The 24,200-nt window shown below is 65.2% G+C and carries 21 protein-coding genes; 5 read left to right on the forward strand and 16 right to left on the reverse strand.

What is annotated here, in order from left to right; all coding sequences use genetic code 11:
- Nucleotides 1-18: 18 nt before the first annotated feature.
- The 15 genes from DSOUD_RS02420 to DSOUD_RS02490 form a co-directional block, all read right to left on the reverse strand.
- Nucleotides 19-1,491, reverse strand: a complete 1,473-nt coding sequence (locus DSOUD_RS02420) for an ATP-binding protein (RefSeq protein ID WP_053549505.1) — start codon at nt 1,489-1,491, stop codon at nt 19-21.
- A 40-nt stretch (nt 1,492-1,531) separates the two neighbouring features.
- Entirely contained in the window at nt 1,532-2,275 is a 744-nt protein-coding gene (locus DSOUD_RS02425) for a ComF family protein (RefSeq protein ID WP_053549506.1), read from the reverse strand.
- Between the two features lie 25 nt (nt 2,276-2,300).
- On the reverse strand, nt 2,301-3,836 hold the full coding sequence (gpmI, locus tag DSOUD_RS02430) for a 2,3-bisphosphoglycerate-independent phosphoglycerate mutase (RefSeq protein ID WP_198300392.1): 1,536 nt from the start codon (nt 3,834-3,836) through the stop codon (nt 2,301-2,303).
- Nucleotides 3,833-5,209: a lipopolysaccharide assembly protein LapA domain-containing protein gene (locus DSOUD_RS02435; protein WP_053549508.1), complete on the reverse strand. Its 1,377-nt coding sequence runs from the start codon at nt 5,207-5,209 to the stop codon at nt 3,833-3,835. Before DSOUD_RS02435 ends, gpmI begins: the two co-directional genes overlap by 4 nt.
- Nucleotides 5,210-5,335: 126 nt before the next feature.
- On the reverse strand, nt 5,336-5,689 hold the full coding sequence (locus DSOUD_RS02440) for a TraR/DksA family transcriptional regulator (RefSeq protein ID WP_053549509.1): 354 nt from the start codon (nt 5,687-5,689) through the stop codon (nt 5,336-5,338).
- Nucleotides 5,690-5,717: 28 nt separating this feature from the next.
- Complete coding sequence (locus DSOUD_RS02445) at nt 5,718-6,194, reverse strand: 23S rRNA (pseudouridine(1915)-N(3))-methyltransferase RlmH (protein WP_053549510.1); 477 nt, start codon at nt 6,192-6,194, stop codon at nt 5,718-5,720.
- A complete protein-coding gene (gene rsfS / locus DSOUD_RS02450) occupies nt 6,191-6,571 on the reverse strand; it encodes a ribosome silencing factor (protein WP_053549511.1) in 381 nt (126 codons plus the stop codon). Before rsfS ends, DSOUD_RS02445 begins: the two co-directional genes overlap by 4 nt.
- A 3-nt stretch (nt 6,572-6,574) precedes the next feature.
- On the reverse strand, nt 6,575-7,231 hold the full coding sequence (nadD, locus tag DSOUD_RS02455; protein ID WP_053549512.1) for a nicotinate-nucleotide adenylyltransferase: 657 nt from the start codon (nt 7,229-7,231) through the stop codon (nt 6,575-6,577).
- A 23-nt stretch (nt 7,232-7,254) separates the two neighbouring features.
- Nucleotides 7,255-8,511 carry a glutamate-5-semialdehyde dehydrogenase gene (locus DSOUD_RS02460; protein ID WP_053549513.1) on the reverse strand — a complete coding sequence of 419 codons (1,257 nt, stop codon included), beginning with the start codon at nt 8,509-8,511 and terminating at the stop codon, nt 7,255-7,257.
- A gap of 72 nt (nt 8,512-8,583) precedes the next feature.
- Nucleotides 8,584-9,717 carry a glutamate 5-kinase gene (gene proB, locus DSOUD_RS02465; protein WP_053549514.1) on the reverse strand — a complete coding sequence of 378 codons (1,134 nt, stop codon included), beginning with the start codon at nt 9,715-9,717 and terminating at the stop codon, nt 8,584-8,586.
- 76 nt (nt 9,718-9,793) lie between these two features.
- A complete protein-coding gene (gene obgE / locus DSOUD_RS02470; protein ID WP_053549515.1) occupies nt 9,794-10,837 on the reverse strand; it encodes a GTPase ObgE in 1,044 nt (347 codons plus the stop codon).
- 174 nt (nt 10,838-11,011) lie between these two features.
- Complete coding sequence (gene rpmA / locus DSOUD_RS02475) at nt 11,012-11,266, reverse strand: 50S ribosomal protein L27 (protein ID WP_053549516.1); 255 nt, start codon at nt 11,264-11,266, stop codon at nt 11,012-11,014.
- A gap of 12 nt (nt 11,267-11,278) precedes the next feature.
- Nucleotides 11,279-11,587 carry a 50S ribosomal protein L21 gene (gene rplU, locus DSOUD_RS02480; protein WP_053549517.1) on the reverse strand — a complete coding sequence of 103 codons (309 nt, stop codon included), beginning with the start codon at nt 11,585-11,587 and terminating at the stop codon, nt 11,279-11,281.
- A 93-nt stretch (nt 11,588-11,680) separates the two neighbouring features.
- A complete protein-coding gene (locus tag DSOUD_RS02485) occupies nt 11,681-13,189 on the reverse strand; it encodes an Rne/Rng family ribonuclease (protein ID WP_053549518.1) in 1,509 nt (502 codons plus the stop codon).
- 77 nt (nt 13,190-13,266) lie between these two features.
- Nucleotides 13,267-15,759 carry a TIGR03960 family B12-binding radical SAM protein gene (locus DSOUD_RS02490; RefSeq protein ID WP_053549519.1) on the reverse strand — a complete coding sequence of 831 codons (2,493 nt, stop codon included), beginning with the start codon at nt 15,757-15,759 and terminating at the stop codon, nt 13,267-13,269.
- A 174-nt stretch (nt 15,760-15,933) separates the two neighbouring features.
- Here DSOUD_RS02490 and DSOUD_RS02495 point away from each other — a divergent pair, with 174 nt between their 5' ends.
- Together DSOUD_RS02495 and DSOUD_RS02500 are read left to right on the forward strand one after the other, a co-directional pair.
- Nucleotides 15,934-16,656 (forward strand): phosphatase, encoded by a 723-nt coding sequence (locus tag DSOUD_RS02495; RefSeq protein ID WP_053549520.1) that lies wholly within the window; start codon nt 15,934-15,936, stop codon nt 16,654-16,656.
- 125 nt (nt 16,657-16,781) lie between these two features.
- Nucleotides 16,782-17,405 (forward strand): carbonic anhydrase, encoded by a 624-nt coding sequence (locus tag DSOUD_RS02500; RefSeq protein WP_053552264.1) that lies wholly within the window; start codon nt 16,782-16,784, stop codon nt 17,403-17,405.
- A 764-nt stretch (nt 17,406-18,169) separates the two neighbouring features.
- On the opposite strand, the gene DSOUD_RS02505 is transcribed toward DSOUD_RS02500, so the two are convergent.
- Nucleotides 18,170-20,803, reverse strand: a complete 2,634-nt coding sequence (locus tag DSOUD_RS02505; RefSeq protein WP_053549521.1) for a DUF2339 domain-containing protein — start codon at nt 20,801-20,803, stop codon at nt 18,170-18,172.
- Between the two features lie 164 nt (nt 20,804-20,967).
- Here DSOUD_RS02505 and DSOUD_RS02510 point away from each other — a divergent pair, with 164 nt between their 5' ends.
- From DSOUD_RS02510 to DSOUD_RS02520, 3 genes are read left to right on the forward strand one after another with little or no spacing between them, the layout of a single operon-like run.
- Nucleotides 20,968-21,594 (forward strand): TetR/AcrR family transcriptional regulator, encoded by a 627-nt coding sequence (locus DSOUD_RS02510; RefSeq protein ID WP_053549522.1) that lies wholly within the window; start codon nt 20,968-20,970, stop codon nt 21,592-21,594.
- Nucleotides 21,591-23,015 carry an efflux transporter outer membrane subunit gene (locus tag DSOUD_RS02515; RefSeq protein ID WP_082351022.1) on the forward strand — a complete coding sequence of 475 codons (1,425 nt, stop codon included), beginning with the start codon at nt 21,591-21,593 and terminating at the stop codon, nt 23,013-23,015. Before DSOUD_RS02510 ends, DSOUD_RS02515 begins: the two co-directional genes overlap by 4 nt.
- Entirely contained in the window at nt 23,012-24,187 is a 1,176-nt protein-coding gene (locus DSOUD_RS02520) for an efflux RND transporter periplasmic adaptor subunit (RefSeq protein ID WP_053549524.1), read from the forward strand. Before DSOUD_RS02515 ends, DSOUD_RS02520 begins: the two co-directional genes overlap by 4 nt.
- The last annotated feature ends 13 nt before the right edge of the window (nt 24,188-24,200 follow it).

Here is a 24,200-nt window from a genome sequence, read left to right on the forward strand (position 1 = left end):
GAAGCGATCGGTGATTTTTCAATCCGGGGGAGGGTCGGTGAACTCCACCCAGAAGGTGCTCCCTCCCCCCGGAGTCTCTTCGATCCAGGCCCGGCCGCCGAAGAGGCGGGCGGTCTTGCGGACGATGGCCAGGCCGATCCCCGTCCCCTTTTTGGCTTTGGCGGCGGAACCGCGGTAGAAGGCGTCGAAGATCCGCGGACGTTCTTCGGCGGCGATCCCCGGGCCGTGGTCGCGGACATAATAGCGCAGGCGCTCCCCGTCCCGCTCGCCGCCGATCTCGATGCGCGGATCGACGTCGACGGCGTAGCGCAGGGCGTTGCCGATCAGGTTGGAAAAGACCTGGGAAAGGAGGGTCGCCGGGACGGTCGCCGGCGGCAGCGCCGACAGGGTGATCCGTGCCCCCTTGCCGTTGATGTCGGTACTGAGGAGATCGAGCACCTCGGCGACGACCGCTGCCGTATCGACCGCTTCGGCACCGCGTTCGATCTTCCCCACCCGGGCCAGGGTGAGGAGGTCTTCCATCAGCGCCAGCATGCGCTCCCCCTGCTCCTGAATCTCGGCGAGGATCTTCATCCCCTTTTCATCGAGGCTCTCCCGGTATTCTTCCTGGAGAAATTCGGCGAAACCGATGATGGGGGTCAGGGGGGTGCGCAGGTCGTGGGATACGGTGTAGGTGAAGGCGTCGAGTTCGCGATTGGATTCCAGCAGCTTCCTCTCGGCTTCCTTGCGCTCGGTGATGTCCCGGAAGACGGAGAGTTTGTGGGTCGAACCGTTTCCCGCCTGCAGGGGGGTATGGATGATTTCGTAGGTGCGGTCGTTGATGTCGAGATGGCGCTCTTCCCGAACGGTTCCCCCCTCGTCAATCTGCGGCATCGGGCAGCGGGGACAGATGTCTTCGCTCCCGTAAAAACCGAGGTGGCAAGATTTCCCGGTATGGTCGCCGAAGATTTCGATCATCGCCCGGTTCATGAAGATAATTCGGTAATCGCCGGAGGTGATGTAGGCGAAATCGCTCATGGTGTCGAGAACCGTTCCGAGTCTGGCCCGTTCTTCCTCGAGTTCGGCAGTGCGGAGCTTCACCGTCTCTTCGAGGTCCCGGGCATGGTGGCGCAGCTGCAATTCGAGATGTTTGCGCCGGGTGATGTCGATGAACGATTCGATGCCGCCGACGATCTCCCCCCTGGCGTCGCGCAGGTAGTCGACATTTTTCGAGATGATAATGCGCTCGTCGTTTTTGGTCCGGATGGAGCAGGTGACGCCGATGATCGGTTTGGGGAGGGCGTCGTTGAAAAGGCCGCAGGTGCTGCCGCAGGGGATCCCCTTGAGGACCGAGCAGTGCTTCCCGAGGACCTCGTCGGCGGCATAGCCGGTGATCCGTTCGGCTTCGCGGTTCCAGGAGACGATGCGCTGGTCGAGGTCGACGAGGAAGAGACCGCTGGGAATGGTCTGCAGGACCTTGTCGAGGGATAGGATATGGCGGATATCGTTCACGGGACTTCCCTTGCCGCGCCCCCGCAAAAGGAGCGCTGTTTCAGTGGTGGCGCCGGGCGCGGCCGAGGACGGCGACGGCGACTTCGCCCCCTCCCCCGGCGAGGAGGGTGCGGGTGCATTCGCTGGCGGTGGCGCCGGTGGTCATCACATCGTCGACGAGGAGGATCCGCTCCCCAGCCAAGGGGCGCTCGAGGGCAAAGGCTCCCCGGAGGTTGTGACAGCGGATTCGGGCCGGCAACCCCCGCTGCGGCGGGGTCGGGCGGCGGCGCTGCAGCAGTCGCGAAGCGACGGGAATGGAAAGGTTTTTGCCGAGTTCCCGGGCCAGGAGGAGCGCCTGGTTATAGCTGCGCTGGCGGAGGCGCCGGGGATGGAGGGGGACCGGGACGAGCAGGTCGGGGCGCCACTCGTCGCAGAGCGGCCGGAGGGCCTCGGCGAGCATTTCCCCGAGGGGGCGGTCGAGGTTGAGCTCCCCGCGATACTTGAACCGGTGAACGGCGTGGCGCAGCGTCCCCTCGTAGGCGCCGAGGGCCGAGACGGCGGTAAAGGGCGGAGTGCTGCGGATGCAGGGTTCGCAGAGATGGCTCGAACCGGTTTCTCCGGCATAGGGGAGGGCGCAGCGGGGACAGCGGGACGCGGAGAGGGGGGGGATTTGCTCCCGGCAGTCGGTGCAGAGCCGTGCGCCGTCGAAACCGGTCAGCTCCCGGGCGCAGAGGGGGCAGGAGGGGGGGAGAAAGAGCTGGATCAATCCGGTCACTTCATGACGCAGGCGCCGCAGAAATACCATCCATCCTCCTCCTGGGGGTGAATCTTCAGTCGTGCAGCAGGCTCCGCCCGGTCATCTCCGCCGGTTTGTCGAGCCCCATCAGTTCGAGGATCGTCGGGGCGATGTCGGCAAGAATCCCCGACCGCAGACGGGTCCCCCGGCGCCGGGGATCGACGAGGATCAGCGGAACGGGATTGGCGGTGTGGGCGGTGTGGGGCTCCCCTTCGGCATCGGCCATCTGTTCGCAGTTGCCGTGGTCGGAGGTGATCAGGAGTCGGCCTCCGGCCTTGAGCACGGCGTCGACCACCCGGGCGACGCAGGCGTCCACCGTCGCCATGGCGGCCAGGGCCGCCGGGAAGACGCCGGTATGGCCGACCATGTCGGGATTGGCGAAGTTGAGAACGATCAGGTCGTAGCTCCCCGAAGCGACGCGTCGGACGACTTCGTCGGTGACGGCGGGGGCGCTCATCTCCGGTTTCTGGTCGTAGGTCGAGACCTCCTGGGGGGAGGGGATGAGCATCCGCTCTTCGCCGGGGAAGGGGACCTCGCTGCCGCCGTTGAAGAAGAAGGTGACGTGGGCGTATTTTTCGGTTTCGGCAATGCGCAGCTGGGTGCATCCGGCCTCAGCGACAACCTCGCCGAGGATCCGCGGGTAGCTCTCCGAGGCAAAGGCGACGGGAAGGTCGAAGGTCTCGTCGTATTCGCTCATGCAGACGAAGCCCGCAAGGGCCGGAACCCGGTCCCGGGGGAACCCGGAGAAATCCGGATCGGTGAAGGCCCGGGTGATTTCCCGGGCGCGGTCGGAGCGGAAGTTGAAGAAGATCATTCCGTCGCCGTCCGAAATCGTCGCGGCGGGAGCGCCTGCGGGCCGGATGACCCTCGGCTCGACGAATTCATCGTTCTGGTCTGCGGCATAGGCGGCTGCGATCGCCTCCCTGCTGGAGGAAAAGACCTCTCCTTCGCCGAGAGTCAGGGTCCGCCAGGCCCGTTCCACCCGGTCCCAGCGGTTGTCGCGGTCCATGGCGTAGAAGCGCCCGGTCACCGTCGCCACCCGGCCGAGACCGAGTTCGGCCAGTCGGGCCTCGAGTTCTTCGAGATAGCCGGCGCCGCTCTTCGGCGGCGTGTCGCGGCCGTCGAGAAAGGCGTGGATGCAGACATCGGCCAGATCATGGCGGCGGGCGAGTTCCACCAGGGCGTAGAGGTGGGTGATGTGGGAGTGAACGCCGCCGTCGGAAAGGAGTCCCATCAGGTGGAGTTTCCCTCCCCCCTTGCGGGTCTCGTCCATGACCTTGGTGAGGGCGGGATTGGTAAAAAAATCGCCGTCCTCGATGCTCTTGCTGATCCGCGTCAGGTCCTGGTAGATGATGCGTCCGCTGCCGATGTTGAGGTGGCCGACCTCCGAGTTCCCCATCTGTCCCTCGGGGAGGCCGACGTCGAGTCCCGAGGCGCGCAGGGTCGTGGTCGGATAGTCGCGAAACAGCCCCCGGAGGTGCGGTGTCTCGGCCTGGCAGGCGGCGTTGTGCTCGCAGGAGTCGTTGATCCCCCAGCCGTCGAGAATGACGAGGGCGACGGGCCCTTTCACTCCTCGTTCCATGCTTCCCTCTGGCCGTGGTGAATTTCGCGAACCTCGAGGGGCCGGGCGTTGCGGATCGTATGGCGGTCGGCGAGGCTGTAGCTCCCCCAGGTGCCGCACTCCTGGCAGCGGCTCTGCCATTCGTCAAGGCGCTCGCCGCAGGATTCGCAGACATAGCCGAGAGGGAGGCGGTTGTTGACGCCGAGAGCCTTCTTGTATTCCTTGATCGCTTCTTCGGTGCGGCGCCGTCGGCGGTGGGCCTCGGCGAGCAGGAGGTGGAGCTGGGGGAACTCGATGCCGCTGCTCTCCACGGTCTCGAGCTGCTCCAGGGCCTCGTCGACCATCTCCAGACGCAGGCAGAACTTGCCGAAGAAGAGGCGCAGCATCAGGTCGTCGCTCTTTTCCACCAGGGCGTTGCGGTAGAAGGTGAGGAGGGATGCGGGGTCTTCGGCGTCCATGTAGAGATCCTCGAGGCGGGAAAGGAAGATGCTCTTGCCGAGGGATTTGTACCCCTCCTGCCATACCCGGGCCGCCTCTTCCTGGCGGTTGTCGGCCACCAGGGCGTCGCCGAGGGAAACCAGTGCCGGGGTGAATTCGGGGGCCTGCTGGGAGATCTCCTGAAAGACGGCGCGGGCCTCCTCGGTTTTCCCTTCGCTGAGGGTGATGCGGGCCACCTCGTAACGGAGGGAGAGGAGCATCTTTTTCTCCTCCTCGATGCGGTTGCTCCCGGGTCCGACCTTCAGAATCCGTTTCTGCATTTCGAGGGCCTGCTGCCAGCGCTCGTTGCGCAGGTGGAGGTCGCGGAGGCTGCGGAGCGCCTTTCGGTTGTTGCTCTCGATGGAGAGAATGGACTGGTAGGTCTGCAGGGCTTCCTCGTCCTGCCGGCTCTCTTCGTAGGCGCTGGCCAGTTTAAAGAGGACCTCGAGGCTTTTCGGTTCGAGATTCTTCGCCTTGAGCAGAAGGTTGACTCCCTCCTGCGCCTCGCCTTCCTGGAGCCGGACGTTGGCCAGGGCAATGTAGGTCTCGACCCGTAGAGGGTCGCGGTCGAGGGCCTTCTGCAGCAGGGCGTGGGCTTTCTTGATGTCGCCGGAGAGAAGGCGGCCGACCCCTTCGCGATAGATGGCCGCCACTTCCCGGGCTTTTTTCTCCTGGCGGTCATGCTTCCAGTGCCGGGCCAGGTGGGCCAGGACGCTGTAGACGTGAGCGCTGTAGCCGAGAATCAGGCCGGCAAGGACGCAGACGACGACGACGATGGCCACCGAGTAGGTGAACTCGTGGTCCGGGAGATAGTAAATGGTGATGTCCTGGGGATTGAGTCCGGAAAAGTAGATGAAGAAGACCAGAAAAAGGATGACCAACAGCAAGAGGGACATGAGGGTCATAAGGTTCTCCCCTGGGCCAAAGCCCGATAACAGTTAAGTAAATGTCGCCCGGAACGGCAAGGCCGGGGGGCTGAAATTCTCGGAAGGCAGCCAAGGAGCACCTTCTTGATGGCTTTTTTAGACGGGCTATTCGCCGAATTTTTCGATGTCGGTCTTGCAGTCGACGCAGTAGCGGGAGAAGGGGCGGACCTCCAGGCGTCGCGGGGGGATCTCTTCCTCGCAGCGGGCACAGATGCCGTATTCGCCATTGGCCAGCCGGTCGAGGGCGGCGTCGATGTCGCGAATGCGCAGACGCTGGTTTTCACTCAGGTTGAGGAGGACTTCCCGGCTGTAGGCGTTGGAGGACATGTCGCCGATATCGGGGACGCCGTCCTGACCGAATTCCAGGGAGGCGGCGCAGGAATCGTTGACCCCCTGCGTCAATTCTTTGCGCATCTGCAGCAGGGTCTTTTTGACCTGCTTCAGTTCTTGCTCGTCCATCCAGGAGACTCCTTCCGCGGGGAGAGTTTCAGCGGTTATGGTACGGTTCGTTGCGCACGATGGTGAAGCCCCGGTAGATCTGCTCGAGCAGAAAGAGGCGGGCCATCTGGTGGGTCAGGGTCAGGGCCGAGAGGGAGAGGAGGAGGTCGGCTCTCTTCTTCACCCCGGCACTGAGGCCGTAGGCGCCGCCAATGACCATCACGAGTTCCGCCGTCCCCTGAACCATGTGGTGTTCGAGGAGTCCGGCCACTTTCTCCGAAGTGAAGGGACTCCCCCCTTCGTCAAGTACGATGACAAAGGCGCCGGGCGGGATCCTGTCGAGGATCCGCGCCCCTTCCTGTTCCTGGATGTAGCGGGCATCGGGCTTTTTGCCCCCCCCCTTTTCCTCCCGCAGTTCGCTGAGGGTCAGGGGGAGGTAGCGGCCGATGCGCTCCTGGTATTCGCTCGCCCCGGCTTTCAGCCAGGGCTCGGAGAGTTTGCCGACGCAGAGGAGCCGCAGCTTCAATGGGCCTTGGCCTTGCGCTCCCAGTGGTATTCCTCGGGGATCTCGACTTCGGGCGCTTCGCTCCACAGACCGTCGAGGTCGTAAAAATCCCGGACCGGTTTGTGGAAGATATGAACCATGACATCGCCGTAATCAAGGAGAATCCAGCGCCCCTCCTTCATCCCTTCCACCGCCATGGGGGGGGTGGCATGCTCATCCTTCAATCCGGCGCGCACCGCTTCGGCCACGGCCTGAACCTGACGGTCCGAACTGCCGGAGGCGATGAGCAGATAATCGGTGAGGGTGGAGAGTCCCTTGACTTCGAGAACCCGAACCTCCAAGGCTTTCTTTTCCAGCGCGTAGGCTGCGCACAGAATGGCACGATCTTTTGATAACAAGTGTTATGACCTTTCGGGGCCCCCATAGAGGCTGTGGATGGCAATATAGTCTGCGACCGCTTCGGGGACCAGGTAACGAACCGAGCGTCCCGCGGCGGTCAGGCGGCGGATGCGGGTCGAGGAGATGTCGAGAAACGTCTCCTCGAGAAAAATAATCCGGCAACCTCCGCAGTGATGGAGGGTTTTTGACGGGACATCATAGCAGAACTCATTCCGGATGGCAACGGGAAGGAGCGTGAGTGGGTCGGTCACGGCGACCCCGGGGCGGGCCGCCACCACCAGATTGGTCAGCTCGAAGAGACGGCGGTAGTCCTTCCAGAGGGGGAGGTCCCGGAAGGAGTCCATGCCGATAATGAAATAAAAGTCGTCGTCGGGGCGCTCGCCCCGGAGAATATCCAGGGTGTGGACCGAATAGCTTTTTCCTGGACGGAGCCCCTCGATGTTGCTGACGGCAAAGGCCGGATTGCCGGCGATGGCCAGCCGGACCATCTCCAGGCGATGGGCGAAGGGGACATCGTCGGCGGTCGCCTTGTGGGGCGGGGCGCCGGCGGGGATGAAGAGGACCTGGTCCAGGGCGCAGGCTTCCAGCACCTCCTCGGCGATCCGCAGATGGGCGAGGTGAGGCGGGTTGAAGGTTCCTCCGAGAATCCCTGTTTTCATGGCACTCCGCGTTTGCGACCGGCTCAGGAGCGGATCTGCCCGTCGCCAAAAACCACGAACTTGCGCGTGGTCAGATCCTCGAGCCCCATGGGGCCGAAGGAGTGGAGCTTGGAGGTGGAAATGCCGATCTCGGCGCCGAGGCCGAGCTGGTTGCCGTCGGAGAAGCGCGAGGAGGCGTTGACCATGACGACGCTCGAGTTGATCTCGCGGATGAAGCGCTGGGCGTTGCCGTAGTCGGAGGTGACGATCACCTCGGTATGCAGCGAGGCGTAGCGCTGGATGTGGGCGATCGCCTCACTGAGATCGTCCACCACCTTGACGGCCAGGATCAGGTCGAGGTACTCGGTCCCCCAGTCCTCCTCCGTCGCTTCCTTGACGTTTTCGGCGAATTCGCGGGTGATGGGGCACCCCCGCAGCTCCACCCCCTGTCCGCGCATGATTTCGGCGATGCGGGGGACAAAGGTTTCGGCGATGTCCTTGTGAATCAGGAGGGTCTCCATGGCGTTGCAGACCCCGGGGCGCTGGACCTTGGCGTTGATGCAGATCCGCTCGGCCATTTCGAAATCGGCGCTGGCGTCGACGAAGGTGTGACAGACCCCCTTGTAGTGCTTGATGACCGGAATCCGCGAATGCTCGCTGACGAATCGGATCAGGCTCTCGCCGCCGCGGGGGATGATGAGGTCGATTTCCTCCTCGAGTTTGAGGAGTTCGGTCACCGCATTGCGGTCGGTGGTGGTGATGACCTGCAACGCCCCCTCGGGGAGCCCCAGGGCGCGGAGTTCCCGGCGGAGGATTTCGCCGATGGCGGAATTGGAATGAAAGGCCTCGGAGCCGCCGCGGAGAATGACGGCGTTGCCGCTCTTCAGGCAGAGAGCGGCGGCGTCGGCGGTGACGTTGGGGCGCGACTCGTAGATGATGCCGATGACCCCGAGAGGGATGCGCATCCGACCCACCTGAATGCCGTTGGGGCGGCGCCACATGCCGGTGACTTCGCCGACGGGGTCGGAAAGGAGGGCGACCTCGCGCAGCCCGGCGGCCATTCCGCCAATCCGCCCTTCGTCGAGCATCAGACGGTCGAGCATCGCCGGGGCGATGTCCCTTTTCCGGGCGGCGGCCAGGTCCAGCTCGTTGGCGGCGATCAGGGGTTCGGTGTTCTTCTCCAGGGCGTCGGCCATGCGTTCGAGGAGCTGGTTTTTGACGGCGGAGGAGAGGGTGGCCAGGATCAGGGAGGCGGCTTTGGCCTCCCGGGCGACCTGGAGCATTTCGGCGCGAATGGACATGTTTCGACTCCGAAGGTTATCGTTGGCGGATTCGGTCGGAGAGGGCTTTCGGCCTCCGGTCGAGCGGTCGGCTCAGTCCTGATCCTGGCTGTCGAGGACCAGGTTGTCGCGGTGGACGATTTCGTCACCGTATTTATAGCCGAGTATCCCCTCGATTTCCGAGGATTTCTTCCCCATGATGCGCAGCAGCTCGGGGAGGGTGTAGTTGATGACCCCCTTGGCGAATTCGGTGCCGTCGAGGGTGCACAGGCGCACGGCGTCGCCGCGGTCAAATCCCCCTTCGACCCCCTGGATCCCCGAGGGGAGGAGGCTCTTTCCCTTGCTCACCAGGGCGTTGCGCGCTCCGTCGTCGACGAAGAGCTTGCCGCGGGGCTTTTTGGTGAAGGCGATCCAGTGTTTTTTCGCCGCCATTCGGTCCCGCGCCGGCAGGAAATAGGTCCCCAATTCCTCGCCGGCGAAGAAGCGGAGGAGGATTTTCGGGGTGCGGCCGTTGATGATCGCCGTGCCGACGCCGTAGAGGCTGGCGCGTTTGGCGGCGCGGATCTTGGTGACCATCCCGCCGGTGCCGAAGTGGGAGTTGGAGTCTCCGGCCATGGCCTCGATGCCGGAACCGATTCTTTCCACCAGGGGGATCAGCTGCGCACCGGGATTTTTCCCCGGATCGCTGTCGAAGAGCCCGTCGACGTCGGAGAGGATCACCAGCAGGTGGGCTTCCACCAGGTTGGTGACCAGGGCCGAGAGGTTGTCGTTGTCGCCGAAGCGGATCTCGTCGACGACCACGGTGTCGTTTTCGTTGATGATCGGGATGACGCCGTATTCGAGAAGGGTCATCAGGGTGTTGCGGGCGTTGAGATAGCGCCGGCGGTTGGCCAGGTCGTCACGGGTGAGGAGGACCTGGCCGGCGGTGAGCCCCAGGGGGCGCAGGGCTTCCTTATAGGAACGCATCAGCCGGCTCTGCCCGATGGCCGCGGCCGCCTGCTTGAGGGGAATGGTGCGGGGGCGGCCGATGATGCCGAGGTCCCCCTTGCCGGCGGCGACCGCTCCCGAGGAGACGATGACCACCTCGTACCCCTGTCGGCGCAGTTCGGCGACGTCGCCGACGATTCCGCCGATGATGGCGTTGTCGAGGCCGTCATCGCCCGAGATGACGCCGCTGCCGATCTTGATGACGACCCGCCGGACGTGGGAAAGGAGGTTCCTGCGCATGGGGACTATGCCTGAGGATAGGGTGCCGAAAGTCCAGTCAAACCGGGGTAGATACTAACGCCGGAGCCTCTGCCTGTCAAGGCGACCAGGGTGCGTCGTCGGCCGGCTTTTCCGGCTGGCGCAGGGCATCCAGCTCCTGGCCGACCGCCCGGATCAGTTCCTCGACGCCCTGGCCGGTGACGGCCGAGATGGCGAAGACCCGGTACCCCTGTTCCTCGAACCAGGGGGTAATGATTTCCGCGGCCTCGCGGACCTCGGTGATGTCCATCTTGGTCAGGACCACCAGCTGCGGTTTTTCCAGCATCTCCGGCTTGTGGCGCCAGAGTTCCCGGTTGATGACGGCGAAGTTTTCCTTCGGGTCACCGACCTGCAGATCGGAGAGATCGAGGAGGTGGAGAATCAGGTCGGTGCGTTCCACGTGCTTGAGAAAACGGGTTCCGAGACCGTGCCCTTCGCTGGCTCCCTCGATGAGGCCGGGGATATCGGCCATGACGAAGGTGTTGTATCCGCCGTAGCGCACCACCCCGAGATTGGGGATCAGGGTGGTGAAGGGGTAGTCGGCGATCTTCGGGCGGGCGGCCGAGACGGTGGCGATCAGGGTCGACTTGCCGGCGTTGGGCATGCCGACCAGGCCGACATCGGCGAGGAGTTTGAGCTCCAGGCGCAGCCAGCGCTCTTCCCCGGGGAGTCCGGGCTGGGTGTGTCGCGGCGCCCGGTTGGTCGAGCTCATGAAACGGGCGTTCCCCCGTCCCCCCATCCCCCCCTTGAGGAAAAGGAATCGGCTCCCCGGTTCGGTGAGGTCGGCGAGGAGTTCGCCGGTTTCGGCGTCGTAGATCAGCGTTCCCGGCGGAACGGTAATGGTCAGGTCCTCCCCCCCCTTGCCGTGCATGTTCTTACCCAGGCCGGGGAAGCCGTTTTTGGCCTTGTAATGGGCCTTGTAGCGAAAATCGAGGAGGGTGGAGAGCCCGGAGTCGACTTCGATCCAGATGTTGCCGCCGTCGCCGCCGTCACCGCCGTCCGGTCCGCCGAGGGGGATATATTTTTCACGGCGGAAGGAAAGGCAGCCGCGGCCGCCGTCGCCGGATTTGACGAAAATCTTGACTTCATCTACGAACTGCATGGGTCGGTCTTCTCTCTCAACGTCCGGACACCGTGGGCCGGAAGGCACATGACGACAGGGGAGGACAGCCTCCCCTGCTGTATTCAGGGATACTTCTTCATACCATGAAAAAGCCCGAAGTTCGATAGCGAACCCCGGGCTTTTTCATGTTTTTGCTGCCACGCCGCCGACGAATCAGTCGGCGTAGACGCTGATTTTCTGCCGGGTCTTGTCCTTGCGCTCGAACTTGACGACACCGGGGATCAGTGCGTACAGGGTATAATCCTTGCCGCAACCGACGTTGTTTCCGGGGTGAAAAGTGGTGCCGCGCTGACGGACGAGAATCGATCCGGCGGTCACCTGCTCTCCGCCGAAGCGCTTGACACCCAGACGTTTGCCTGCGCTGTCGCGGCCGTTGCGGGAACTGCCGACGCCTTTTTTGTGAGCCATGGGTAATCCTCCTTAGGCCTCGATGCCTGTAATCTTCAGGCGGGTGATGGGCTGACGGTGTCCATAGGTCTTGCGATAGCCTTGGCGTTTCTTCGAGTGGAAAACCAGGACTTTCTTGTCCTTGTCCTGCTCGACGATTTGCGCTTTAACTTTCGCGCCAGGCAATAGAGGTGCTCCGATTTTAACCTCTTCTCCGCCGACCATGAGGACCTCGACGAGCTCGATGGAATCACCCACCGCTCCTTCGATCTTTTCGACCTTCAACAGGTCTCCTTCGGATACTTTGTACTGTTTCCCTCCGGTCTTGATCACCGCGTACATGTACTTCACCTCGCTCTCAATTTAATATGGTCCGACTATGCCGGTAACGGCGAACTATATGGCCGCCGACGGCTCCTTGTCAAGGGAAAAATCTCAGCCGATCATCAGCTCGAACTGCTCCTGGTGGAACCCGGGGCGGGCGTTGATGGTGATCTGCTTTTCGAAGCGCCGCTCGAGCTCCTCGATCCCCCCATGCTCCTCGTCGGAGAGGAGGGCGGCGATGTCGGGGTTGACCAACAACGTCACCCGGTAGCCGGGGAGGTCGCGGATTTCCCGGCGCAGCTCGCGGAAGATTTCGTAGACCATGGTGGTGCGGCTCTTGATGTACCCCTTCCCCTCGCAGTAGGGGCACGGCTCGCAGAGGGTGCGGCCGATGCTCTCCCGAACCCGCTTGCGCGTCATTTCCACCAGGCCGAGTTCGGAAATCTTCAGGATGTTGGTCTTGCTCTTGTCGCTCTTGAGCGCCTCTTCGAGGGAGGAGTGCACCTTCTCGCGGTGGAGTTCCTTCTCCATGTCGATGAAATCGATGATGATCAGGCCGCCGATGTTGCGCAGTCGGAGCTGAAAGGCGATCTCCTTGAGCGCCTCGAGATTGGTCTTGAGGATGGTGTCTTCGAGGTTGTGCTTGCCGACGTAACGCCCCGTGTTGACGTCGATGGCGACCAGGGCCTCGGTCTGCTCGATGATGATGTAGCCGCCGCTCTTGAGCCAGACCTTGCGTCCGAGGGCGCGGGCGATTTCGATCTCGAGACCGAAGGCGTCGAAGATCGGTTCGTCGTCCTCGTAGAGTTCGATGGCGTACTTGAGTTTGGGGACGAAGGTGTCGATGAAGCGGACGATCTTCTCGTATTCCTCCTTCGTGTCGACGACGATGCGATCAACCTCCTCGGTCAGGGTGTCGCGCAGGACCTTGCTGGTGACGTCGAGGTCCGAGTGGATCAGGGAGGGCGCCGAGCGGTTTTCCCGGTTGCGAAGGACCTCCTCCCAGAGGCCGATGAGAAATCCCATGTCGCTGACCAGGTCCTCCTCGCTCTTCCCCTCCGAGGCGGTACGGACGATGAAGCCGGTCCCCGGCGGACGGATCTTTTCGATGATCCCCCGCAGCCGGTCCTTCTCCTCCTCGTTGTCGATGCGTCGGGAGATGCCGATGTGGTCGACGGTCGGCATGTAGACCAGGTGGCGCCCCGGGAGGGAGATGTGGGCGGTGATCCGGGCCCCCTTGGTGCCAATCGGCTCCTTGGCGATCTGCACCAGGATCTCCTGCCTCTCCTGCAGGAGGTCCTCGATAGGGGGGAGGGGGGGGCGTTCGTCGTCTTCTCCGGAGGCGTTGCCGTGCTGGTTTCGCCCCTCGATGAGTTGCTCGACCGCTTCCATTTCATCGAGGACGTCGGCGACGTAGAGAAAGGCCGCCTTTTCCAGGCCGATGTCGACGAAGGCCGCCTGCATGCCGGGGAGAACGCGGATCACTTTCCCCAGATAGATGTTCCCCACGATCCCCCGTTCCCGGTTGCGCTCGATGTAGAGTTCGGCGATGTGCCCGTTCTCCAGCAGCGCCACCCGGGTTTCGTGGGCGGTGGTGTTGATGACCAGCTCTTTGGCCATATCGGCTCCATTGCATGTGCGAAAGGTTGAAGTGTCATATATGAAAAATTAAAATTAATCGAGTTGGGGGGGCGGCGTCAGCCCAGGACCACGGCGGTTTTGCAGATCTGCAGCGAGCGCGCATCCTCGGCGCCCATCCCCAGCAGGTGGCCGGCGAGAAGGACCGGACTCCCCTTGCTCAGGCGCAGCAGCAGGGCTCCATCGGAGAGCTCGAGGTCGAGGACGCCCGGCCGCAGGTCGACGGTCACCGTCCCAGCTCCCTTGGCTTTTTCCACCGGGACGGATTCGGACGCCAGAAAGGCCGCCAGGCGCGCGGGAAGCTCCGACGCCACCGGCTCCGGCAGTTCGACCCGGTAAAGAACCTCCCTTATGCTAACAGAGGAGGAGGGGGTTTTCCAGTCGATGGAGACCCCTTCCAGGGCCCGGAATCCCTCGGGAAGTTCGGCGTTGAGCCCTTCCACCAGCTCCCGGGCGCTCAAGGGACGGTAAAGTTCGAAGTCGAGGATTTCCGCCTCGCTCTCCACCCCCGTCGGCAGGGCGTCGGGAAAGGAGATCCGCGGCGCCGGATGAAAGCCGCCGCTGAAGCGCACCGGAAGCCTTGCCCGGCGCACCGCGCGGTGGATGACGGTCATGAATTCGAGGTGGGAGACGAAGCGCGCCTTCCCCCCCTTGCGCAGACGCACCCGGATCTTGTACCGTTCTTCGCCGGCGGGGGGTTCGGGGGTCACGACGGTGAGGGGGAGCTCCCCCTCCTCATAGAGGCGCATCCGCAGTTCTTCGAAGTCGCAGACTCCGCATCCGGAGCACTCCCCGGTCCGGCAGTCGGGGGTGTAGGCGCCGAGGCGGGAACGGCGCCGTTCCTCGAGGAAGAAGTCCTTGGGGGTGCCGCAGTCGATGTGGTCCCAGGGGAGGATTTCCGTCTCCGAGCGCTCCCGCAGATACCAGGCGGGGTCGATGCCGCAGGCGGCAAAGGCCTCCTGCCAGAGGTCGAACTTGAAATGCTCGCGCCAGCCGTCGAAGCGGCAGCCGCGGGCGACCGCCTCTTCGAGGACCGCGCCGAGGCGCCGGTCGCCGCGGGCGAAGACCCCCTCCATGAAGGAGAGCTGGGCCTCGTGCCACTTCAGGCGCAGCTTCTTGCGGCGCAGGGCGTCGCGGAGCATCCCCTGGTTCTTGAGGGTTTCCTCGATGCCGAGCTGACGCTCCCACTGGAAGGGGGTGTGGGCCTTGGGGACGAAGGTCGAGACGGCGACGTTGACGTCGGCTCCCCCTTCGGTCCCCTTGCCGCTGCGCTTGACCTTGCCGGAAAGTTCGACCATCGCCTCCAGGTCCTCGGCGGTCTCCGTCGGCAGCCCCATCATGAAATAGAGCTTGATCCGCCGCCACCCCAGAGCAAAGGCGCTGGTGGTGGTCGCCAGAAGGTCCTCTTCGGTGATCCCCTTGTTGATCACCTGGCGCAGCCGGTCGGTCCCCGCTTCGGGCGCGAGGGTGAAGCCGGTCTTGCGCACCTTCTTGATCTCTTCCATCAGCTCCGGAGTCAGGGAGCCGACCCGCAGGCTGGGGAAGGAGATGGCGACCTTTTCCTCGGCATAGCGGTCCATCAGCCCCTTGAGGAGCGGCTGGATGCAGCCGTAGTCCCCCGTCGACAGGGAGAGGAGAGAGACCTCCTCGTAACCCGAGCGCTGCAGGGATTTTTCGATGATTTCGCCGATGCGCTGCGGCGAGCGCTCCCGCACCGGACGGTAGATGTACCCCGCCTGGCAGAAGCGGCAGCCGCGGGTGCAGCCGCGGGCGATCTCCACCGACACCCGGTCGTGAACCGTGTTCATGAAGGGGATAATCGGCGAGGTGGGGTAGGGGGCGCCGTCGAGGTCGGCGAGGAAACGCCGCCGCACCTTTTGATAGCCGTTCCGCAGCGGCCGGATGGCTTCGAGGGTACCGTCGTCTTTGTAGTCAATTTCGAACAGGGAAGGGACGTAGACCCCGGGGATGGCGGCCAGGCGCTCCAGGAGGAGGGCGCGGCTTTCGCCGGCGGCTTTGGATGCGCGCAGGGCCTGGCAGAGCTCGACCAGCGCTTCCTCGCCGTCGCCGATCACCGCGCAGTCGAAGAAGTCGGCCAGCGGCTCCGGGTTGAAGGCGCAGGGGCCGCCGACGACGATCAGGGGGGCGTCCTCGCTCCGCGCATCGCGGCGCAAAGGGATCCCCGCCAGGGAGAGCATGTTGAGGATGTTGCTGTAGGAGAGTTCGTACTGCAGCGTGAAGCCGATGATGTCGAAGTCCTGAAGGGGGCGCTCGCTCTCCAGGGAGACGAGGGGTTCGCCGTGGAGGCGCAGGTGCTCCTCCATGTCCGGCCAGGGGGCGTAGATCCGCTCGGCGGCCACGCCGTCGAGGGCGTTGAGGATGTGGTAGAGGATGGAAAAGCCGAGATGGCTCATCCCCACTTCGTAGACGTCGGGAAAGGCGAGGGCGACGCTGACGTCGACCTGGCCGAGATCTTTTTTTATGCTCCCCAGTTCGCCCCCGAGGTAGCGGGAGGGGCGATTAATCCGGGGGAGAACGTCCTGAAGGCTCATGGTGCTCCCGTTGACTCTTTTGAGAATTGACAAGAGGAGGAGTCTAGCATGCCCGGCGGTCGGCCGACAAGGGCTTTCGCGCCGGAAGAAGCCTCCCCCTTTCCCGGCGGAGCCTGATGTGGTATACAGAACGACACCCCCGGAAATAAACCCTCCGAAAAGAAGGAACCGCCCATGGCTTATCCCTTTGATCCCCAGGCCGACCTGCACGTCCATACCCTGGCCTCCGGCCATGCCTACAGCACCATCGGCGAAATCGCCCTCGAGGCCGCCCGTCGCGGCCTGCGCCTGGTGGCCATGACCGACCATGGCCCGGCCCTCCCCGGCGCTCCCCACCCCTATCATTTCGCCGCTCTGCGCTTCGTTCCCGAGGAGCTGCACGGCGTGCGGATCCTGCGCGGTGTCGAGGCCAACATCGTCGGTCCCGGCGTCATCGACCTCGAAGACGATCTCTGCGACCGCCTCGACCTGGTGATGGCCGGCTTTCACGAGGACACCGGTTTCGACGGCCGCGGGGTGGAAGAAAATACCGCGGCGCTCCTGGCGCTGATGGAGCGGGGGCGGGTCAGGGTCATCTCCCACCCCGGCAGTCCCCTCTTTCCCCTCGACTATTCGGCGGTGGTGCGCTGCGCCGTCCGCACCGGGACGGCCCTGGAGATCAACAACTCCTCCTTCTGCGTCAGCCGCAAGGGGAGCCGCGACAACTGTCGGGAGATCGCCCGTCTGGCCGCCCGTCACGGCGCGCCCCTGGTTCTGGGGAGCGACGCCCATATCGCCCAGGGGGTCGGTGTCTTCGACGATGCCCTGGCCCTTTGCCTGCAGTCCGGCGTCGCCTGGGAGCAGATCATGAACCGGACCCTGGAGTCGACCCTGGACTTTCTCGGCCTGCGTATCTGAGTTTTCTTGCAGGATCTTCTCCCAGCTGGCAGAATGTCAGCTGGCAAGCGCTCCGAGTGCAACAGAAATACTTCGATAGGATGGATGAATTATTGAAGCGCCGCCTGGCGCAAGAGGGGGCGAAGATGGACCGGCTGTTCAAGGGGTACATGAAATTCCGCGCCGAGGATTTCGAGAGCCACCGCGAGCTCTTCCGCGAGCTCGGCCGCACCCAGAATCCCCATACTCTCTTTATCGGCTGCTCCGATTCGCGGCTGATGCCCAACCTGATCACCAATACCTCCCCCGGTGAACTCTTCCTGATCCGCAACATCGCCAACATCGTCCCCCCCTACCGCAAGACCGAGGAGTACGTGGCGACCACCTCCGCCGTCGAGTACGCCGTCCAGGTCCTCAATGTCGACACCATCGTCGTCTGCGGCCACTCCAACTGCGGCGGCTGTTCCGCCCTCAACCTCCCCCCCGAAGAGCTGGATCACATCCCCCACGTCCGGAAATGGCTCGAGGTCTCCCGCGAGGTGCGGGGACGGGTCGACCGCTTGATGGTCGGGGAGACGGCCGCCGAGCGGGAGTGGCTCACCGAACAGGTCAACATCCTGGTGCAGATGAAAAACCTCCTCACCTACCCCTACGTCCGGGAAAAGTACGACGCCGGGACTCTCAACATCTACGGATGGTACTACATTCTCGAGACCGGTGAACTCTTCAACTTCAATGACGAAAATGCGGTCTTCGAACTCGTCTCCTGAGCCGGTTTTCTACGCTGCCGAATAAAAAAATCCCCGTCCGAAAAGGCGGGGATTTTTTTGTGCCAAAACTTTGAAGGCAAAACCGTCGGGTCGCGCCCCGACAGGCGCCTTACTTTTTGTCCAAACGGCAACAAAAAGTAAGCAAAAAATGCCTGGCACCTGCGGTGGGCATGGCTTGGAGGGTTGGTTCCGTTAATTGCTGAGGTGCTGAGAGGCGGTCGGTGTTGTCTTGTTCCTCAGCTTCGATTCCCGGTCGCCGGTCTTCCGGTTGCAGGGGTTTGCATCAACATTTTGTTAAAGGGCTTCTGGTTTGAAAAGCCATAAGCAAAGGCAAAAGCGACGGCAACAACGGCTACAGCGTCCGAGATTTTGTCGTTGTCTTTACAGGTTCTGCTTATACACCAGAAGCCCCTCAACAAAATGCCCGCGGCAGCGACGGTGATCGCACTGCCGTGGGCCAGGGCACCCGGTGGTCGAGCCGCCGCGCCGGACGTCTCTACGTCAAACGGAGATTGCTTCCCGAACCGTTACGACCCATGCCGACCGCAGGTCAAGCGTTTTTCTGCCTACTCTTTAGTCGCTTTACAAAAGAGTAGGTCGGCGTCGGGGGCCGAGACCCCCGGGTCTTGCTTTAGATTTCAGAGACGCAGGGAGGGAGAGTCGCGAAGAAAGGGGAAAAACGAGGAAACGCATTGGTATTAAGGTTTCTCTGCGGTCTCTCCGGTCTCAGCGACTCAGCGTTGAAACGCCTTTAAGGGAATTTTTTATTCGGAGGCCGAACGAGGCGGCGCCGGTGCCAGATATCCGATCACCAGCAGCAGGAACCCGACGCCGAGGAAGGAGACGATGCGGGCCAGGGTGCCGCTGCCGGAGAGATCGATCAGGAAGAGCTTGAGGACCACCAGACCGAGGAGGGCGCCGCCGGCAAGCCACAAAAGACGCAGACGCCGGCGGGTCGCCGCCACCATGGCGCAGAGCGCCAGAAGCGTCCAGACGATGGCCAGGCCGCTCTGCACCAGCACCGAGGAGAAGAGGGGGGCGAAGCGGAAGGGGACGTCTCCCCAGTGGTGGACGGTGCGCAGCACCACGGCGCTGCTCCAGAGCAAAAGCGAGCCGCCGAGAAGGGTCGGTCCGACGGGGGGGGCAAGGCGCAGCCGGCCGTCGAGGGAGGCGGCGCGCAGGCGCAGCAGGTAGTAAATGAGGGCTCCGTGCACCAGGGCGATGGCGAAATCGAGGGGGTTGAGAAGCGGTGCGTAGGCAAAGGGCCAGGGATCGCCGGGGGCGCTGAGGTTGGCGTGGAGGATCCAGGCAAAAGCCAGGGCGGCGACGGGGGCGCAGCCGATGGTCAGGTAGTCGTCGCCGAAGCGCTTCATCGGCCAGAAAAGGCGGGCCCCGGGGCTACCGACCAGGGAAAGGAGGGACGCCGGAACCAGTCCCCAGGGGAGAAGGGGCCAGCTCCCGGCGGGGTGGAGGTTGTGCTGGATCTGCCAGGAGAGCTCCCAGGCGCCGAGGAGGGCAATCAGCCAGAGGGCGCCGCCGTGAAGGAGGGGGAGGGCGGGGCGCGGGGCGTCGTCGCAGCCGCGCAGGATCCAGAAGTGGACGGAGAGGGCCGCCGGCCAGGCGATAGCGCCGATTCCGGCCAGGGGATGGGGGAGATCGGCGGCCATCACCAGGGCGGACAACGACATGACGGGGAGGAGGATCAGGGCCGAGGCGGCCAGGTGCGGCCAGCGCAGGGCTCGGCCGGCGAGGTGGCAGGCGCCGCAGGAGAGGGCCGCCAGCAGAAGGGCGCTGCCGGGCTGGGTGCGGTAGGAGAGGTGCCTTGAAATTTCCTGCAGCCCCCCGCCGTACCACCACAGAAGGCCCCAGATGAGGAGGAGGAGGGAGGCCGCCCCCTCCTCGGCGCGCAGGGTGTCGCGGGCCCGATAAAGGGCGAGGGCGCTGGTCAGCCCGGCCAGGGCCAGAAGGAGCGTTCCGAAGTAGTCGGCGTTGGCCAGAAAGAGCGCCGGCTCGTGGCCTGCGGTCTCGGCGAAAAAGAGTCCGCCGGCCAGGAACTGGAGGAGAATGCCGAAGAGCCGCGGTGACAGGCGTTTCTGCCGGACTCCGATCCAGACGGCGGCGGCTCCCTCCAGGGCCCAGACCGCGGCGGTGACGCGGCCGTCGAAGGCGAAGGGGATCGCCAGGGTGGCAAAGACAATTCCCAGGGCGAAAAAGGCCTCGGAGAGGGGGCGCAGTCGCGACGTCTCCCGCAGCGCCGGGAGGCGCCCGAGGGGAAGGTAGAAGAGTCCGAGAGCCAGGGCGCTTGCGGCCATGCCGTAGGAGGTGCGGTGCAGCATCCCCCCCTGCAGGGCGAAGGCGGCCAGGGGGGTGCCGAAGACGAGGGCGGGGTCGAGGGGGGCGCGGCCGCTGTGGCGGCGGGCGAAGAAGACGGCGACCGCCACGTAGGAGAGGAAGAAGAGGATGAGAAACGGCTCGACGGTGGCGAAATACGGGGGGCGGTAGTAGCGCCACCCCCAGGCTCCGCCGATGACGAAGGTGAAGGCGTAGCCGGACAGATTCAGGACGCGCCAGGGCTTGAACCAGGCGACGGCAAGGAGGCCGCCGTTGAGGAGGGCGTAGTAGGCAAAGAGCTGGACGTGGCTCCCCTGCCCGGTGGAGGCCAGAAGTGGAGCGAGAAAGCCGCCGGCGCAGGCCAGGACGGCCAGGGCCTGGGCGTCCTGACGCACCGCCAGAAACGCCGCCGTGCCGGCAAGGAGGGTCAGCAACACCAGGGCCGCACCCGGGGAAAGAACGCCGTAGAGGCGCAGGGCGGCAAAGACCGTCAGATAGAGGACGCCGACCCCTCCCCCCTGCAGCGCCAGGGCGAAGGGGGTGGACCGGGTGCGCAGACGCCAGCCGACGGCCAGGAGGGCGACCCCGCCGAGGGCGACGGACGCCAGGCGCAGCTCGAGGGGGAGACGCCCCTGCTGGGCGGCGTATTTGAGGAGGAAGGCGACGCCGAAGAAGAGGAGGATCACCCCGACCTTGACCGGCAGGTTCCCCGAGGTGAGAAAGTCGCGCAGCCTCTGCAGTGCCGGCAAGGACGTCGACGGAGCGGGTTCCGTCGTCCAGACGAACTCCTCGCCGCGGGGCTCCTCCGGCGTTTCCGCAAAGGACATCGGTCCGGGGACGGGTTTCGTCGCCGCCTCAACGGGGAACGTCCGGGGGACTGGCGGTGCGAAGGGGGGCGCGGGGGAAGGCTGCGGCTCTGCGCCCCTTTGCTCCAGGCGCTCCAGGCGTTTTTGCAGATCGACAACGACGGCAAGAAGGTAGCCGAGTCCTCCCCCGAGGACCAGACCGGGGAGTTCCAGGGCCAGGGCGCCGAAAACGGCGCCGAGGATCGTCAGCAGCAGGGTCATGGGGACTCCCTTGGTCGGTGGAGGGGAGGGCTTGGAGCGATGCTCCCTTGATACACCCGGGCTCAGGGAGAGTCAACCGCTCTGAAAAGATCCCTTGACAATTGATTCAAACGTTTGTTTTAATCGCCTCTCCCACCCCTCACCCTGCAACCGGAAGGGAGCCGATGAACCACATCGATACCAAGGAACGGATTCTCGACGCCGCGGAGCATCTCTTCGCCCGCGACGGTTTCCATCGCACTTCCCTGCGGGCCATCACCGGAGAGGCCCGGGTCAACCTGGCGGCGGTCCATTACCACTTCGGCTCCAAGGAGGCGCTTCTCGACGCCATCTTCGAGCGCCGTCTCGACCCCATGAACCGCAGCCGCCGGGAGAGCCTCGAGGCCCTGGTACAAAGCGCCCGGCGGAAAGGGGAGTGCCCGGCGGTCCGCGACGCCCTGCGGGCCTTCATCCTCCCGGCCCTGTCTTTGGTCGAAGGGGGGGGCGGCGACTTCATGACTCTGGTGGGGCGCACCTTTGCCGAACCCGACGACGCCCTGCGCGGACTCTTCATGACCCGGATGCAGCCGCTCTTTCTCCTCCTCTTCGAAACTCTCGCCGAGGCCCTCCCCGACCTTCCCCGGGAGACCCTCTTCGGCCGTCTGCAGTTCGCCCTCGGGGCGATGGGGCACACCATGTGCCGGCGCGGCCGCTTTTCCATCCTCCCCGAGGGGATTTCTCCGACCGGCGACGCCGCGGCCCAGGCCGAGGCCCTGATCCACTTCGTCGCCGCCGGACTGGAGGCCCCATGATGTCGAGATTGTCCTTCCCGATCCCCCTGCTGATCCTGCTGCTCCTCGTCGCCGGCTGCACCCTGCACGCGCCCCAGGCGACCGAACCACCGCACCCTCTCCCCGCCGCTTTTCTCGAGGGTGGGGGAGGGGACGTCCTCCCGGGACGGTGGTGGGAGACCTTCGGCGATCCCCGGCTCGACGCCCTGATGGCCGAAGCCTTTACCGGCAATCTCGACCTTGCCCAGGCCGTCGCCCGCCTCGATCAGCTCCAGGCCCTGAGCCGCCAGGCGGAGGCCGGACGCCGGCCGACTCTCAACGTCGAGGGGCGCGCCGGGCGCGAGGGGAGCAGCTCCTTCGGGGGGGACGCCGTCGGCACCAGCTACCGCCTCTCCCTGGCGGCGGCCTTCGAGGTCGACCTGTGGAACAAGATCCGCTCGCGCCGCGACGCCGCCCGTCTCGAGGAGGAGGCCTCCCGGGAGGAGGTGGCGGCCCTCTACCTTCGCCTCTCGGCCCAGGTCGCCGATCTCTATTATCTGGCCGTCGAACAGCGCGCCCAGCTGCGGCTGGCCGACAGCACCATCGCCGCCTATCTCGACGCCCTGGCGCGGGTCGAAGACCGCTACCGGGAGGGGCTCGTCCCCGCTCTCGACGTCTACCAGGCCCGGCAGAACCTGGCGGCGGCCCGGGCGCGCCGCCCCCTCCCCGAGGCGGGGGCGGCCCAGGCGGAACACGCCCTGGCCGTCCTCCTCGGCCGCTTTCCCGAGGCCGGTCTCGCCGGGACGGTCGTCGAGCTGCCAACCGCCCCCGAGGCCTTCGCCGCCGGGCTCCCCTCCGAGCTGCTCGCCCGCCGCCCCGACGTGACGGCGGCGCTGCTGCGGCTGCGCGCCAGCGACGCCCGCATCGGCGCCGCCATCGCCGAGCGCTTCCCCTCCTTCAATCTCCTCGGCACCTACGGGTACTCGAGCACCCCCTTCGGCGGCACCGACATCAGCGGCGACTTCTGGAGCCTGCTCCTGCAACTGGCGGCGCCGGTCCTCGACGGCGGGCGGCGGCGCGCGGAGGTCGAACGCAGCCGCGCCCTCTTCCGCGAGAATCTGGCCCGCTATCACCAGGCGGTCCTCGGCGCCGTGCGCGAGGTGGAGGACGCCCTGAGCGCCGGGCGCGCCACCGAGGCGCGCATCGCCTTCCTCGCCGAGCGGCAGAGCGCGGCGGAGGCGACGCTGCGGCTCTCCACCGAGCGCTACCGGCAGGGACTCTCCGACTACCTGCCGGTCCTCACCGCCCAGACCCTTCATTTCGAGGCCCAGAGTCAGCTCATCGCCGCCCGCCGCCAGCTCATCGCCGACCGCATCACCCTGGCCCGCGCCCTCGGCGGCGACTGGATGATGAATGTTCCGGTCGTCTCCGTTGCCTCCGAAGCAAAGGATTTTTCCTCATGAGTACCAAGAGCAAACTGATCAAAATCGGCCTCCCCCTGATCATCATCGCCGCCGGGATCGTCGGCATGCGCGTCCTGGTCCTCTCCCGCCCCGTCCCGCAGAAGGAAGTGCGGGAGAATCCCGGAGCCCTGGTCGAGGTCTTCACCGTCGCCGAAGGGCCGAAGGTCGTCGAGGTCGTCGGCACCGGAACGGTGCAGCCGAGCCGCGAGGTGGCGATCACCCCCCAGGTCAGCGGCGCCGTCGTCTCCCTCTCTCCCCGCCTGGTCCCCGGCGGTTTCTTCCGCAAGGGGGAGGAGCTGCTGCGCATCGAGGAGATCGACTACCGTCTGGCCGTCGACCGGGCGCGGGCCGCCCTCGCCAAGGCGGAGGTCGAGCTGGCGACGGTGCAGGGGCAGGGGCGCATCGCCCGCCAGGAGTGGGACCGTCTGGCTCTCGGCGACGGCGAGGAGCCCAACCCCCTCGTCCTCTACCAGCCTCAGGAAAAAAACGCCCGCGCCGGAGTCGCCTCGGCGCAGGCCGCCCTCTCCCAGGCCGAACTCGATCTGCAGCGCACCCGCCTCGTCGCCCCCTTCAACGGCCGCATCCGCTCGGAACAGGTCGAGCTCGGCCAGTACCTGCGCGCCGGCAGCGCCGTCGTTCAGTTCGCCGGCACCGATGCCGCCGAGGTCCTGGTCCCCCTCCCTCTCGAGGAGCTCCCCTGGCTGAAGGTCCCCGGCCCGGGAAGGACGGGGAACGGTTCGCCGGCGCTCATCCGCGGCGCCGTGGACGGTTCCCGGTGGACAGGAAGGGTGGTGCGCTCTCTCGGCGAGGTCGACGCCCTCGGCCGCATGGCGCGCCTGGTGGTGGAGGTCGAGGACCCCTACGGACTGCAGTCGGCGGAGGCCGGCCCGGCCCTGGAGGTCGGGATGTTCGTCACCGTCACCCTCCAGGGGAAAGAACTGCCGAAGGCGCTGGTCATTCCCCGCCGGGCGCTGCGCGACGCCGGCACCGTCTGGGTCGCCGACAGCCAGAACCTGCTGCGCCTGCGCAAGGTCGAGGTGCTGCGCCTTGAGGAGCAGCAGGCGCTCATCGGCGCCGGCCTCGAAGCCGGAGAGCGCGTCGTCCTCACCCCCCTTGCCGGGGCGGCCGAAGGGATGAAGCTGCGCATCGTCGCCGGAAAGGCCCGCTCATGAACGGGGCGGTTCG

The sequence above is a fragment of the Desulfuromonas soudanensis genome (genome assembly GCF_001278055.1).
GTDB lineage: Bacteria > Desulfobacterota > Desulfuromonadia > Desulfuromonadales > WTL > Deferrimonas > Deferrimonas soudanensis.